The organism is Streptomyces sp. NPDC032126, assembly GCF_055580085.1.
In genome coordinates this window covers 385,854-399,433 of sequence record NZ_JBVIMA010000009.1, presented here as the reverse complement: position 1 = coordinate 399,433, position 13,580 = coordinate 385,854, and the positions used below count along the sequence as shown (strand labels likewise).

The 13,580-nt window shown below is 73.1% G+C and carries 11 protein-coding genes; 10 read left to right on the top strand and 1 reads right to left on the bottom strand.

Translation table 11 applies throughout. From position 1 onward, the window contains the following. The first annotated feature begins 133 nt into the window (after positions 1 to 133). From ACZ5NW_RS31135 to ACZ5NW_RS31095, 9 genes are all read left to right on the top strand, one after another. Positions 134 to 1,072: an EamA family transporter gene (locus tag ACZ5NW_RS31135; RefSeq protein WP_468747308.1), complete on the top strand. Its 939-nt coding sequence runs from the start codon at positions 134 to 136 to the stop codon at positions 1,070 to 1,072. 169 nt (positions 1,073 to 1,241) lie between these two features. Further along, positions 1,242 to 2,036, top strand: a complete 795-nt coding sequence (locus ACZ5NW_RS31130; protein ID WP_468747307.1) for a TIGR03084 family metal-binding protein — start codon at positions 1,242 to 1,244, stop codon at positions 2,034 to 2,036. Next, positions 2,033 to 3,793 (top strand): acyclic terpene utilization AtuA family protein, encoded by a 1,761-nt coding sequence (locus tag ACZ5NW_RS31125; RefSeq protein WP_468747306.1) that lies wholly within the window; start codon positions 2,033 to 2,035, stop codon positions 3,791 to 3,793. Before ACZ5NW_RS31130 ends, ACZ5NW_RS31125 begins: the two co-directional genes overlap by 4 nt. Further along, the gene (locus ACZ5NW_RS31120; protein ID WP_468747305.1) at positions 3,790 to 5,388 is read left to right on the top strand and encodes an acyl-CoA carboxylase subunit beta; all 1,599 of its coding nucleotides are present in this window, start codon (positions 3,790 to 3,792) and stop codon (positions 5,386 to 5,388) included. The genes ACZ5NW_RS31125 and ACZ5NW_RS31120 overlap by 4 nt, the downstream gene beginning before the upstream one ends. An 11-nt stretch (positions 5,389 to 5,399) precedes the next feature. Further along, positions 5,400 to 7,244 carry an acetyl/propionyl/methylcrotonyl-CoA carboxylase subunit alpha gene (locus tag ACZ5NW_RS31115; RefSeq protein ID WP_468747304.1) on the top strand — a complete coding sequence of 615 codons (1,845 nt, stop codon included), beginning with the start codon at positions 5,400 to 5,402 and terminating at the stop codon, positions 7,242 to 7,244. Positions 7,245 to 7,326: 82 nt separating this feature from the next. Beyond that, a complete protein-coding gene (locus ACZ5NW_RS31110) occupies positions 7,327 to 8,457 on the top strand; it encodes an acyl-CoA dehydrogenase family protein (RefSeq protein WP_468747303.1) in 1,131 nt (376 codons plus the stop codon). Between the two features lie 30 nt (positions 8,458 to 8,487). Further along, positions 8,488 to 10,053, top strand: coding sequence for a 4-coumarate--CoA ligase family protein (locus ACZ5NW_RS31105; protein ID WP_468747302.1), 1,566 nt, complete (start codon positions 8,488 to 8,490; stop codon positions 10,051 to 10,053). Beyond that, positions 10,050 to 10,784 (top strand): enoyl-CoA hydratase family protein, encoded by a 735-nt coding sequence (locus ACZ5NW_RS31100; protein WP_468747301.1) that lies wholly within the window; start codon positions 10,050 to 10,052, stop codon positions 10,782 to 10,784. Before ACZ5NW_RS31105 ends, ACZ5NW_RS31100 begins: the two co-directional genes overlap by 4 nt. Further along, positions 10,772 to 11,401: a TetR/AcrR family transcriptional regulator gene (locus ACZ5NW_RS31095; RefSeq protein ID WP_468747300.1), complete on the top strand. Its 630-nt coding sequence runs from the start codon at positions 10,772 to 10,774 to the stop codon at positions 11,399 to 11,401. The genes ACZ5NW_RS31100 and ACZ5NW_RS31095 overlap by 13 nt, the downstream gene beginning before the upstream one ends. A 9-nt stretch (positions 11,402 to 11,410) precedes the next feature. On the opposite strand, the gene pdxH is transcribed toward ACZ5NW_RS31095, so the two are convergent. Next, positions 11,411 to 12,103, bottom strand: coding sequence for a pyridoxamine 5'-phosphate oxidase (gene pdxH, locus ACZ5NW_RS31090; protein WP_468747299.1), 693 nt, complete (start codon positions 12,101 to 12,103; stop codon positions 11,411 to 11,413). A 334-nt stretch (positions 12,104 to 12,437) separates the two neighbouring features. Here pdxH and ACZ5NW_RS31085 point away from each other — a divergent pair, with 334 nt between their 5' ends. Further along, complete coding sequence (locus tag ACZ5NW_RS31085; RefSeq protein WP_468747298.1) at positions 12,438 to 13,538, top strand: citrate synthase 2; 1,101 nt, start codon at positions 12,438 to 12,440, stop codon at positions 13,536 to 13,538. The last annotated feature ends 42 nt before the right edge of the window (positions 13,539 to 13,580 follow it).

Below are 13,580 nucleotides of genomic sequence, written 5' to 3'. Positions count from 1 at the left end.
GTCTCACCGTTCGGGACAGCGGCAAAAGGGATTCACACTGCTGACGCAGTCCATTACCCTGGACTTGGAAGTACATCGCGATGAACGAACCGCGACCCCAACTCCGCGCCGCGCCGAGCCACTTGGACCGCCCGTGACCACCTCCGAAGCCGCCGCGACCGCGACACCGGCCCCGTCGACGACCACCGCCGCCCCGGTCGCCGCCGCGCGCCGCTTCGGCTCCCTCGGGCCCGTCGGCCTGGTGCTGGCCGGCGGCGTCTCCGTGCAGTTCGGCGGCGCGCTGGCGGTCACCCTGATGCCGAGGGCGGGCGCGCTCGGTGTCGTCGCGCTGCGGCTCGCCGTGGCCGCGCTGGTCCTGCTGCTGGTCTGCCGGCCCCGGCTGCGCGGCCACTCGCGCGCCGACTGGGGCACGGTGACCGCCTTCGGCGTCACCATGGCCGCGATGAACGGCCTCTTCTACCAGGCCGTGGACCGCATCCCGCTGGGCCCCGCCGTCACCCTGGAGGTCCTCGGCCCCCTGGCGCTGTCCGTGCTGACCTCGCGCCGCGCGGTGAACCTGATCTGGGCCGGACTGGCCCTCGCCGGAGTCTTCCTGCTGGGCGGCGGAGGCTTCGGCTCCCTGGACCCGTGGGGCGCGGCCTTCGCGCTCGGGGCGGGCGCGATGTGGGCGGCGTACATCGTCTTCAGCGCGCGCACCGGCCGCCGCTTCCCCCAGGCCGACGGGCTGGCCCTGGCGATGGCGGTGGGCGCGGTGCTGTTCCTGCCGCTGGGCCTCGCGGAGTCGGGGGCGAAGCTGGCCGACCCGGTGACCCTGGGCCTCGGCGCGGCGGTGGCCCTGCTCTCCTCGGTCCTGCCGTACACCCTCGAACTGCTCGCCCTGCGCCGCCTGCCCGCCCCCACGTTCGCGATCCTGATGAGCCTGGAACCGGCGATCGCGGCCACGGCGGGCTTCCTGATCCTGGGCCAGTCCCTCTCCCCGCTGGAGGCGACGGCGATCGCCCTGGTCATCGGCGCGAGCATGGGGGCCGTACGGACCCAGGTGGGGGGACGCCGGGACGCGGCGGCTTCCTGAAGGGGGCGTGCGGGGTCGCCCCGTGAGGGGGGTCGCCGGGTAGGGGTTCCAGGGTGTTGCGGTGCTGGAGCGCGGAAATCATGCAAGCGTGCTTGATTGTTTCTGGGTGCGCTGCCATGCTCCTCAGCACATCGCGCCGCACACCGCCGTGCCCCGAGGGGAGCGCCCCGTGTCCGATCCGACGCCCGTGTTCGACGACCTGCGTGCCGAGAGCGAGGAACTCGACCGGCTCGTGGCCGAGCTGGAGCCGGACCGGTGGGCCCGGCCCACCCCCGCGCCCCGCTGGACCGTCGCCCACCAGATCGCGCACCTCGCCTGGACCGACCGCTCGGCCCTGCTCGCCGTGACCGACGCGGAGGCGTTCCGCACGCTGGTGGACAAGGCCGTACAGGCGCCGGACTCCTTCGTCGACGACGGTGCCGACGAGGGGGCGCTGCTGCCCCCCGGCGAACTGCTCGCCCGCTGGCGACAGGGCCGTACCGCCCTGGACGAGGCGCTGCGCGCGGCCCCGCCCGGCGCCCGCTTCCCCTGGTACGGCCCGCCCATGTCCGCCGCCGCCATGGCCACCGGCCGCCTGATGGAGACCTGGGCCCACGGCCAGGACGTGGCGGACGCGCTGGGTGTGGTGCGCCCACCCACCGACCGGCTCCGGCATGTGGTCCGCATCGGGGTACGGGCCCGTGACTTCGCGTTCACCGTGCACGGACTGACCCCGCCGAACGAGGAGTTCCGCGTCGAACTCACCGCTCCCGGCGGCGAGACGTGGTCCTACGGCCCGGAGGGCGCCGCCCAGCGCGTCACCGGCCCGGCGCTCGACTTCTGCCTCCTCGTCACCCAGCGCGCGCATCGCACCGACGTCGGGGTCCGCGCCGAGGGTCCGGACGCCGACCGCTGGCTGGACATCGCCCAGGCGTTCGCGGGACCGCCGGGAGCGGGACGCGCGCCGAAGGGGGCCACCCCGTGACCGTCCTGCGCATCGGCAACGCCTCCGGGTTCTACGGCGACCGCTTCGACGCCCTGCGCGAGATGCTCACCGGCGGCGAACTGGACGTCCTCACCGGCGACTACCTCGCCGAACTGACCATGCTGATCCTCGGCCGCGACCGCCTCAAGGACCCCGGCGCCGGATACGCCCGCACCTTCCTGCGGCAACTGGAGGAGTGCCTCGGCCTCGCCCACGCGCGCGGGGTGCGGATCGTCACCAACGCCGGCGGCCTCAACCCCGCCGGACTGGCCTCCCGCATCAGGGAGTTGGCCGACCGTCTCGGCATCCCCGCGCGCGTCGCCCATGTCGAGGGCGACGACCTGAGCGCCCGCTTCCCGGACCACCTCACCGCCAACGCCTACCTGGGCGGCTTCGGCATCGCCGCCTGCCTGGACGCCGGCGCGGACATCGTCGTCACCGGCCGGGTCACCGACGCGGCCCTGGTCACCGGGCCCGCCGCCGCCCACTTCGGCTGGACGCCCACCGATCACGACCGGCTCGCGGGCGCGGTCGTCGCCGGGCACGTCCTGGAGTGCGGCACCCAGGCCACCGGCGGCAACTACGCCTTCTTCGCGGGCCACGACCTGCGCCGCCCCGGCTTCCCGCTCGCCGAGATCCACGCCGACGGCGGCAGTGTCATCACCAAGCACCCCGGCACCGGCGGTCTCGTCGACATCGGCACGGTCACCGCTCAGCTCCTCTACGAGACGGCCGGCGCCCGTTACGCGGGACCGGATGTCACCGCCCGCCTGGACACCGTGCGGCTCACCCAGGAGGGACCCGACCGGGTGCGGATCGAGGGCGTGCGCGGCGAGGCCCCGCCGCCCACCCTCAAGGCCGGCCTGTGCCGCCTGGGCGGCTTCCGCAACGAGGTGGTCTTCGTCCTCACCGGCCTCGACATCGAGGCCAAGGCGGCGCTCGTGCGCGAGCAGATGGCCGACGCCCTCACGAAGTCCCGTCCCGCGCGCGCGGAGTGGGAGCTCGTGCGCACCGACCGGCCCGACGCCGACACCGAGGAGACCGCGAGCGCCCTGCTGCGGCTCGTCGTCCGCGATCCTCGCGAGGAGGCCGTCGGGCGGGCGTTGACGGCGGCCGCCGTGGAACTGGCCCTCGCCAGTTACCCCGGCTTCCACGTCCTCGCCCCACCCGGGAAGGGCACCCCGTACGGCGTCTTCGAGACCGCCCACGTCCCCCAGGACGACGTCGACCACACGGCGGTCCTGGCCGACGGCCACCGCGTCCCCGTAGCGTCGCCGCCGCACACGCGCGTGGCCGAGGACGCGCCGTCGCTGTCACCGGGGCACCCGCGTGTGCCCGAGGACGTACCGCCGCTGTCGCCCGGTCACGCGCCCGTGCTGGACGCCGTCCCCGAGCCCCCGCTGCCCGAGCCGTTGCCGGCGGGGCCGACGCGCAGGGCGGCGCTCGGGCTCGTCGCCGGGGCCCGCAGCGGGGACAAGGGCGGGGACGCCAACGTCGGCGTGTGGGCGCGCACGGACGACGCCTGGCGGTGGCTCGCCCACGAGCTGACGGCGGACCGGTTCCGCGAACTGATCCCGGAGAGCCGCGACCTGCCCGTCACCCGGCACGTCCTGCCCCGCCTGCGCGCCCTGAACTTCGTCGTCGAGGGGATCCTCGGCGAGGGCGTCGCAGCCCAGCACCGCTTCGACCCGCAGGCCAAGGCGCTCGGCGAATGGCTGCGCTCCCGCCACCTGGACATCCCGGAGGTTCTGCTGTGACGGTCCTGCCGTCCGCCCTGGACGTCACCGGCCCCGACTACCGGGCCCACCGCGAGGCGATGCTCGCCAGGCTCGCCGCCCTCGACGCCGAGCACGCCAAGGCGCTGGCCGGCGGCGGGGAGAAGTACGTGGAGCGGCACCGCGAGCGCGGCAAGCTCCTCGCGCGTGAGCGCGTCGAACTGCTCCTCGACCCGGACACCCCGTTCCTGGAGCTGTCCCCGCTGGCCGCGTGGGGCAGCGACTACCCCGTCGGCGCGTCCCTCGTCACCGGCATCGGGGTCGTCGAGGGCGTCGAGTGCCTGATCACCGCCAACGACCCGACCGTGCGCGGGGGCGCCAGCAACCCCTGGTCGCTGAAGAAGGCCCTGCGCGCCAACGACATCGCGCTCGCCAACCGGCTGCCCTGCATCAGCCTGGTGGAGTCCGGGGGCGCCGATCTGCCCTCCCAGAAGGAGATCTTCATCCCCGGCGGGGCGATCTTCCGCGACCTGACCCGGCTGTCCGCCGCCGGGATCCCGACCGTCGCCGTCGTCTTCGGGAACTCGACCGCCGGGGGTGCCTACATCCCCGGCATGTCCGACCACGTGATCATGGTCAAGGAACGCGCGAAGGTGTTCCTCGGCGGGCCGCCGCTCGTGAAGATGGCCACCGGGGAGGAGAGCGACGACGAGTCCCTGGGCGGCGCGGAGATGCACGCGCGCGTGTCCGGCCTCGCCGACTACTTCGCCGTCGACGAGCGCGATGCGCTGCGGCAGGCGCGAAGAGTGGTGGCACGCCTGAACCACCGCAAGGCGTACGACGATCCGGGCCCCGTCGAGCCGCCCAAGTACTCCAACGACGAACTCCTCGGCATCGTTCCCGGCGATCTGAAGATCCCCTTCGACCCCCGCGAGGTCATCGCCCGCATCGTCGACGGATCCGACTTCGACGAGTTCAAGCCCCTGTACGGGCCGAGCCTGACGACCGGCTGGGCACGCCTGCACGGCTACCCGGTCGGCATCCTGGCCAACGCCCAGGGGGTGCTGTTCAGCGCGGAGTCGCAGAAGGCCGCCCAGTTCATCCAGCTCGCCAACCAGCGCGACATCCCGCTGCTGTTCCTGCACAACACCACCGGCTACATGGTCGGCAAGGAGTACGAGCAGGGCGGCATCATCAAGCACGGCGCGATGATGATCAACGCCGTCTCGAACTCGCGCGTGCCGCACCTGTCCGTGCTCCTGGGCGCCTCCTACGGCGCCGGGCACTACGGCATGTGCGGGCGCGCCTACGACCCGCGCTTCCTGTTCGCCTGGCCCAGCGCCAAGTCGGCCGTGATGGGACCGCAGCAGCTCGCGGGCGTCCTGTCGATCGTGGCCCGGCAGTCGGCGGCGGCCAAGGGACAGCCCTACGACGAGGACGCGGACGCCGCCCTGCGCGCCCTGGTGGAGCAGCAGATCGAGTCCGAGTCCCTGCCGATGTTCCTGTCCGGGCGGCTGTACGACGACGGTGTCATCGACCCGCGCGACACCCGCACCGTCCTCGGCCTGTGTCTGTCCGCGATCCACACCGCGCCCTATGAGGGAGCGCGGGGCGGCTTCGGCGTCTTCCGGATGTGAGGGGCTCTTCGGTGATTGCTTCTGTGCTCGTCGCCAACCGGGGCGAGATCGCGTGCCGTGTCTTCCGTACCTGCCGGGAGTCGGGCATCCGCACGGTCGCCGTGCACTCGGACGCGGACGAGAACGCCCTCCACGCGCGCGTGGCGGACCGGGCGGTACGACTGCCGGGTTCGGCGCCCGCCGAGACGTATCTGCGCGGCGATCTGATCGTGAAGGCGGCCCTCGCGGCCGGCGCGGACGCCGTGCACCCCGGCTACGGGTTCCTCTCCGAGAACCCCGGCTTCGCGCGCGCGGTGCTCGACGCGGGCCTGGTGTGGATCGGCCCGCCCCCCGAGGCCATCGAGGCGATGGCGTCCAAGACGCGCGCCAAGGAGCTGATGGGCCTCGCGCCGCTGGGCGAGGTCACCGAGGCGGATCTGCCGGTGCTGGTGAAGGCGGCCGCCGGCGGCGGGGGGCGCGGGATGCGGATCGTGCGCCGTCTCGAGGACTTGAGCGCCGCGCTGGAGGGGGCGCGCGCCGAGGCCGCGAGCGCCTTCGGTGACGGCGAGGTGTTCGTCGAGCCGTACATCGAGCGCGGGCGCCACGTCGAGGTGCAGGTGCTCGCGGACACGCACGGCACGGTGTGGGCGCTGGGCACGCGCGACTGCTCCCTGCAACGCCGCCACCAGAAGGTGATCGAGGAGGCGCCGGCGCCCGGGCTCGCGGAGGCGCTCACGGAGGAGCTGCGCGCGCTGGCCGTGCGCGCCGCGCGGGCCGTGGACTACGTGGGCGCGGGCACCGTCGAGTTCCTCGTCGCGGACGGCAGGGCGCACTTCCTGGAGATGAACACCCGCCTCCAGGTGGAACACCCCGTCACCGAGGCCGTGTTCGGCGTCGACCTGGTGGCCGAGCAGATCAGGATCGCCGAGGGCGGCGCCCTGCCCGACACTCCGCCCCGCGCGCGCGGCCACGCCGTCGAGGCCCGCCTGTACGCGGAGGACCCCGCCCGCGACTGGGCCCCGCAGACCGGCACCCTGCACCGCCTCACCGCCCCCGACGGCATCCGCCTGGACACGGGTTACACCGACGGCGACGAGATCGGCGTCCACTACGACCCCCTGCTGGCCAAAGTGATCGCCCACGCCCCGACCCGCCAGGAGGCGATCCGCCGGCTCTCCGGCGCCCTGGAGCGGATGCGCCTGCACGGCCCGGTCACCAACCGGGACCTGCTGATCCGCTCACTGCGGCACGAGGAGTTCACCTCGGCCCGCATGGACACGGGCTTCTACGACCGCCACCTCACGGAACTGACCGAGGCGGCCCCCGACCCGCTCGCCCCGCTCGCCGCCGCCCTCGCCGACGCCCACGGCCGCTCCCGCTTCGGCGGCTGGCGCAACGTTCCCTCGCAGCCGCAGACCAAGCGGTACGCGATGGCGGGTCAGGAACACGAGGTCCGCTACCGGCACACCCGGGAGGGCCTGCGCGCCGACGGGGTGCAGGTGATCCACGTCGACGGCTCCCTGGTCGTCCTGGAGATCGACGGCGTGCGCCGCCGCTACGAGGTCGCCCGCTACGGCGACCGCGTCCACGTCGGCGCCACCGCCCTGACGGTCCTCCCCCGCTTCCCGGACCCGGCGACCCAGCGGGCCCCCGGCTCCCTGCTGGCCCCGATGCCGGGCACGGTCGTCAAGATCGCGGACGGTCTCATCACCGGATCGAGTGTCCGCGAGGGCGAACCGCTGATGTGGCTCGAAGCGATGAAGATGCAACACCGCATCACGGCCCCGGTGACCGGCGTCCTGACCGCGTTGCCGGTGACGACAGGACAGCAGGTGGAGGTAGGGGCGCTCCTGGCAGTGGTCGAGGAAGCGACCTGACGGGGCGCGGGGCCGTATCGATACGCGGCTCCGCCGCGCGAGCGCGAGCAACCACGGACGACGGAAAGCCCGAAGGAGACCGATGACCACCTACAGGGAACCGGAAGAGCACCAGGCCCTCCGAGAAGCAGTCTCGTCCTTCGCCAAGGCCCACACCGGCCTCGGCCACCTGGACCTCTGGCAGAAAGCGGCCGAGCTCGGCTACATCGGCGTCAACCTCCCGGAGGCATACGGCGGAGGAGGCGGCGGCATCACCGAACTCTCCCTCGTGCTCGAAGAACTGGGCACCGCCGGCAACCCGCTGCTCATGATGATCGTCTCCCCGGCGATCTGCGGCACGGTGATCGCCCGCTTCGGCACGGACGCCCAGAAGCGGGAGTGGCTCCCCGCCCTGGCGGACGGCTCCCGCCTCATGGCCTTCGGCATCACCGAGCCCGACGCCGGCTCCAACAGCCACCGCATCACCACCACGGCCCGCCGCGACGGCACCGACTGGCTGCTCACCGGCCGCAAGGTGTTCGTCTCCGGCGTGGACATCGCGGACGCGACACTCATCGTCGGCCGCACCGAGGACGCCCGCACCGGCCGCCTCAAGCCCTGCCTGTTCATCGTCCCGCGCGACGCCCCCGGCTTCTCCCGCCGCCGCATCGACATGGAACTGCGCAGTGAGGAGAAGCAGTTCGAGCTGGTCCTCGACGACGTGCGGCTGCCCGCCGAGGCCCTCGTCGGCGACGAGGACGCGGGCCTGCTCCAGCTCTTCGCCGGACTCAACCCCGAGCGGATCATGACCGCCGCCTTCGCGATCGGCATGGGCCGCTACGCCCTCGCGCGCGCCGTCGAGTACGCCCGCGACCGCACGGTGTGGACCACCCCCATCGGCGCCCACCAGGCCATCGCCCACCCCCTCGCCCAGGCCCACATCGAACTGGAACTGGCCCGCCTGATGATGCAGAAGGCGGCCCATCTGTACGACGCGGGGGACGACACCGGCGCCGGCGAGGCGGCGAACATGGCGAAGTACGCGGCGGGGGAGGCCTGCGTGAAGGCCGTCGACCAGGCCGTGCAGACCCTCGGCGGCAACGGCCTCACCCGAGAATTCGGCCTCGCCTCACTGATAACGGCCTCGCGCGTGGCTCGTATTGCCCCGGTGAGCAGGGAGATGATTCTCAACTACGTCTCCCACCAGAGCCTGGGCCTGCCCAAGTCGTACTGACCAGCACAGTGCCGTGCGCGAGGAGGAACCGTGTTCCGCAGTGAGTACGCAGACGTTCCCGCCGTAGAACTGCCCATCCACGACGCCGTCCTGGGCCGCGCCGCCGAGTTCGGCGACCTCCCGGCGCTGATCGACGGCACCGACGGCACCACGCTCACGTACGAGCAGGTGGACCGGTTCCACCGGCGCATCGCCGCCGGCCTCGCCGACGCCGGCGTCCGCAAGGGCGATGTGCTGGCCCTGCACAGCCCCAACACCATCGCCTTCCCCACCGCGTTCTACGCGGCCACGCGCGCGGGCGCCACCGTCACCACCGTGCATCCCCTCGCCACGGCCGAGGAGTTCGCCAAGCAACTGCGCGACTCGGCCGCCCGCTGGATCGTCACCGTCTCCCCGCTGCTGGAGACCGCCCGCCGCGCCTGCGAACTGTCCGGCGGCGTCGAGGAGATCTTCCTCTGCGACAGCGCGCCCGGACACCGCTCACTGATCGACATGCTGGGCACCCGCGCCCCCGAGCCGCGGCCCGACATCGACCCGTCGGCCGACGTCGCCGTCCTGCCGTACTCCTCGGGCACCACCGGTATCCCCAAGGGCGTGATGCTCACCCACCGGCAGATCGCCACCAACCTCGCCCAGCTCGAACCGGCCATCCCCGCCGGCCCGGGCGACCGCATCCTGGCCGTGCTGCCGTTCTTCCACATCTACGGCCTGACCGCCCTGATGAACGCCCCGCTGCGACAGGGCGCCACCGTGGTCGTCCTGCCCCGCTTCGAGCTGGAGACCTTCCTCGCCGCCATCCAGAGACACCGCATCACCGACCTCTACGTGGCCCCGCCGATCGTCCTGGCCCTCGCCAAGCACCCCGCGGTCACCGGCTACGACCTGTCGTCGCTGCGGCACGTCATCAGCGCCGCCGCCCCCCTGGACGCCGACCTCGCCGCCGCCTGCGCGCAGCGCCTGGACCTGCCCCCGCTCGGCCAGGCGTACGGCATGACGGAGCTGTCCCCGGGCACCCACGTCGTCCCCCTGGACGCCATGCGCCAGGCCCCGCCCGGCACCGTCGGCAAGCTCATCGCCGGCACCGAGATGCGCATCGTCTCCCTCACCGACCCCGACAAGGACCTCGGCGTCGGCGAGCCCGGCGAGATCCTCATCCGGGGCCCGCAGGTCATGAAGGGCTACCTCGGCCGGCCCGACGCCACCGCCGCGATGATCGACCCCGACGGCTGGCTGCACACCGGTGACGTCGGCCATGTCGACGCCGACGGCTGGCTGTTCGTCGTCGACAGGGTCAAGGAACTCATCAAGTACAAGGGCTTCCAGGTGGCCCCGGCCGAACTGGAGGCCCTGCTGCTCACCCACCCCGGCATAGAGGACGCGGCGGTCGTCGGCACGTACAACGACGACGGCAACGAAGTGCCCCACGCGTACGTGGTCCGCCGGCCCGCCGCCGATCTCTCCGAAGGAGAGATCATGATGTATGTCGCCGAGCGCGTCGCCCCCTACAAGCGGGTCCGCCGGATCACCTTCATCGACGCCGTGCCCCGCGCGGCCTCCGGCAAGATCCTGCGCCGCCGGCTCAAGGAGCGCCCATGACCCTCCTCGGACGCACCCGCGCGCGGGGCGTGGAGACCCTCAGCCTCGACGCCACCGACACCCGCAACGCCCTCTCGTCGGCCCTCGTCGACGCCCTGACCGGCGCGCTCGCCGACTGCGGCAAGGACCCCGATCTGCGGGCCGTCGTCCTCACCCACAGCGGCGGCACGTTCTGCGCGGGCGCCGACCTGCGCGACCCGCCCGACCCGGACGCCTTCGTCGGGCTGCTGCGACAGATCGTCGAGCTGCCCAGACCCGTCGTCGCCCGCGTCACCGGGCACGTCCGCGCGGGCGGCCTCGGCCTCCTCGCCGCCTGCGACATCGCGGCCGCGAGCGGCACGGCGTCGTTCGCCTTCACGGAGGTACGGATCGGCGTGGCACCCGCCGTCATCACCCTGCCGCTGCTCCCCCGCACCGACCCGCGCGCCCTCGCCCGCTACTACCTCACCGGAGAGCGCTTCGACGCCGCCCAGGCGGCCGGCCTCGGCCTGCTCACCGCGACCGGCGACGACGTCGACGCCGTCCTCGCCCCCGTCCTCGACGGCCTGCGCAGAGCGGAACCCGAGGCGCTGGCCGAGACGAAACGGCTGCTCACGGCTAGGGTGCTGGAGGCATTCGACCGGGACGCGGACCACCTCACCGCGCTCTCGGCGCGCCTCTTCTCCTCCGCACCCGCCCGCGAGGGGATGACGGCCTTCCTAGAACGACGGGATCCACCATGGGTGCTGTGACTGGTGCCGCGACCACCCACGACCGTGGCGACACCGACCGCTTCCCCAAGCAGGACCGCAGCCGGGCCACCCGGCAGCGGCTCCTGGAGGCCGCCGTGGCCTGCCTCGCCGAGCACGGCTGGGCGGGCTCCACGGTGTCGGTCGTCGCCGAGCGCGCCGGCGTCTCCCGGGGCGCCGCCCAACACCACTTCCGCACCCGCGAGGACCTGTTCACGGCGGCGGTCGAATACGTCGCCGAGGAGCGCTCCACCGCCCTGCGCGCCCTGTTCCCGCAGGGCGCGGCAGGCGACCGCCGCGCGGTGGTCGCGGCCCTGGTCGACCTCTACACCGGCCCCCTCTTCCGCGCCGCCCTCCACCTCTGGGTGGCCGCCTCCAACGAGGAACAACTGCGCGCCCGCGTAACCGAGTTGGAGGCCCGAGTGGGCCGCGAGTCCCACCGCGTGGCCGTCGACCTCCTGGGCGCCGACGAATCCCGCCCCGGCGTCCGCGAAACCGTCCAGGGCCTCCTCGACATGGCCCGCGGCCTGGGCCTGGCCACCCTCCTCACCGACGACACCCAGCGCCGGGAAAGAGTGGTGGCCCAATGGGGAGAACTCCTGGAGTCGGCACTGGGCTGAGCGCGGCCCTCACGGGCTCAGGCGCTCCACACGCCAGCTGCCGTCCGGCTCCGCCACGTAGATCAGGCGGTCGTGGAGACGGTTCAGGCGGCCCTGCCAGAACTCCACGGCCTGGGGGGCCACCCGGAACCCGCCCCAGTGCGGGGGGACCGGGACCTGCTCGCCCTCCGGGTAGCGGGCGGCGAGTTCGGCGTAGGAGGCGTCCAGTTCGGCGCGGGAGAGGATGACCGACGACTGGGCGCTGGCCCAGGCGCCCAGCTGCGAGCCGTGCGGCCGGGTCCGGAAGTACGCCGCCGTCTCGTCCCGCCCGGTGCGCCGCGCCACGCCCCGCACGATGACCTGCCGGGCCATCGGATGCCACGGAAAGAGCAACGAGACATAGGGATTCTCGGAGAGGTCGCGGCCCTTGCGGGAGTCGTAGTTGGTGTAGAAGACGAAGCCGCGCTCGTCGAACTGCTTCAGCAGCACCGTACGCGAGCTGGGCCGCCCCTCCGCGTCCGCCGTGGAGACGATCATCGCGTTCGGCTCGAAGAGATGCGCCTGCGTGGCGGCCTCCCGGAACCAGCGCGCGAACTGCTCCACGGGCGTCCCGGCCAGCTCGTCCTCGTCGAGGCCCTCGGCCCGGTACTGCTTGCGCATCGACGCGGGATCGGGCAGCGGATCGGCGTCGGGATCGAAGGGCACGGCGTCTCGGTCGGTCACGCGGTCATCTTGCCGTACGGCCGCGTACCCGCGAACGCCACGCCACCCCGCATGGCACTGAGTGCCGTAAGCACTCCCCAAAGGTGGCACTCGGAGATATCGTGCTGATGCGGCCCCTGTTGGGTGACCGCCATCCGCACGGGGCATGACCACCGCACGGGGCACCACCCGGGGCGACCGCCAGGGACCGCGAGCCGCCCCCGGGGACCGCAGACCGTCCCAGCCGCGCCCCGCACCAGAAACAGACCGCACCCGCACCACAGAAAGACCGCACCCGCACCACCCCCACCCCCACCCCCACAGACCCGTCGCACACATCACGAGGAGCCGCCTGATGTCCGACTTCGTACCCGGACTCGAGGGAGTCGTCGCGTTCGAGACGGAGATCGCCGAACCGGACAAGGAAGGCGGCGCGCTCAGGTATCGCGGCGTCGACATCGAGGACCTGGTCGGCCATGTCTCCTTCGGCAACGTCTGGGGCCTGCTCGTCGACGGCGCGTTCAACCCCGGCCTGCCGCCCGCCGAGCCGTTCCCGATCCCCGTCCACTCCGGAGACATCCGCGTCGACGTCCAGTCCGCGCTCGCCATGCTCGCCCCCGTGTGGGGCCTCAAACCCCTCCTCGACATCGATGCCGAGCAGGCCCGCGCGGACCTCGCCCGCGCCGCCGTCATGGCCCTGTCGTACGTCGCCCAGTCGGCGCGCGGCCAGGGTCTGCCGATGGTGCCGCAGCGGGAGATCGACAAGGCGCAGTCCGTCGTCGAACGCTTCATGATCCGCTGGCGCGGCGAGCCCGACCCCAAGCACGTGGCCGCCGTCGACGCCTACTGGACGTCCGCCGCCGAGCACGGCATGAACGCGTCCACCTTCACCGCCCGCGTCATCGCCTCCACCGGAGCGGACGTGGCCGCCGCCCTCTCCGGCGCCGTCGGAGCGATGTCCGGCCCCCTGCACGGCGGCGCCCCCTCGCGCGTCCTGCACATGATCGAGGAGATCGAACGCACGGGCGACGCCGAGGCGTACGTGAAGCAGGCCCTGGACAGGGGCGAGCGCCTGATGGGCTTCGGGCACCGGGTGTACCGGGCCGAGGACCCCCGCGCGCGCGTGCTGCGACGCACCGCGCGCGAGCTGGGCGCGCCGCGCTACGAGATCGCCGAGGCCCTGGAGAAGGCCGCGCTGGAGGAGCTGCACAACCGCCGGCCCGACCGCGTGCTCGCCACCAACGTGGAGTTCTGGGCGGCGATCATGCTCGACTTCGCCCAGGTGCCGGCGCACATGTTCACCTCGATGTTCACCTGTGCGCGGACCGCCGGCTGGTCGGCGCACATCCTGGAGCAGAAGCGGACGGGGCGGCTGGTGCGGCCCTCTGCGAGGTATGTGGGGCCGGGGCCCCGGCGTCCGCAGGACATCGAGGGGTACGACGAGATCGCCCACTGAGGAGTGGATTGAGGAGCGCGGGCGACTGCGGGCCCTTGTGGG

Bases quoted from the DNA above. Each gene is read 5' to 3' on its own strand.
- ACZ5NW_RS31100 (WP_468747301.1), top strand. From the start codon at position 10,050: ATGACCCTCCTCGGACGCACCCGCGCGCGGGGCGTGGAGACCCTCAGC.
- ACZ5NW_RS31085 (WP_468747298.1), top strand. From the start codon at position 12,438: ATGTCCGACTTCGTACCCGGACTCGAGGGAGTCGTCGCGTTCGAGACG.
- ACZ5NW_RS31110 (WP_468747303.1), top strand. From the start codon at position 7,327: ATGACCACCTACAGGGAACCGGAAGAGCACCAGGCCCTCCGAGAAGCA.
- ACZ5NW_RS31095 (WP_468747300.1), top strand. From the start codon at position 10,772: ATGGGTGCTGTGACTGGTGCCGCGACCACCCACGACCGTGGCGACACC.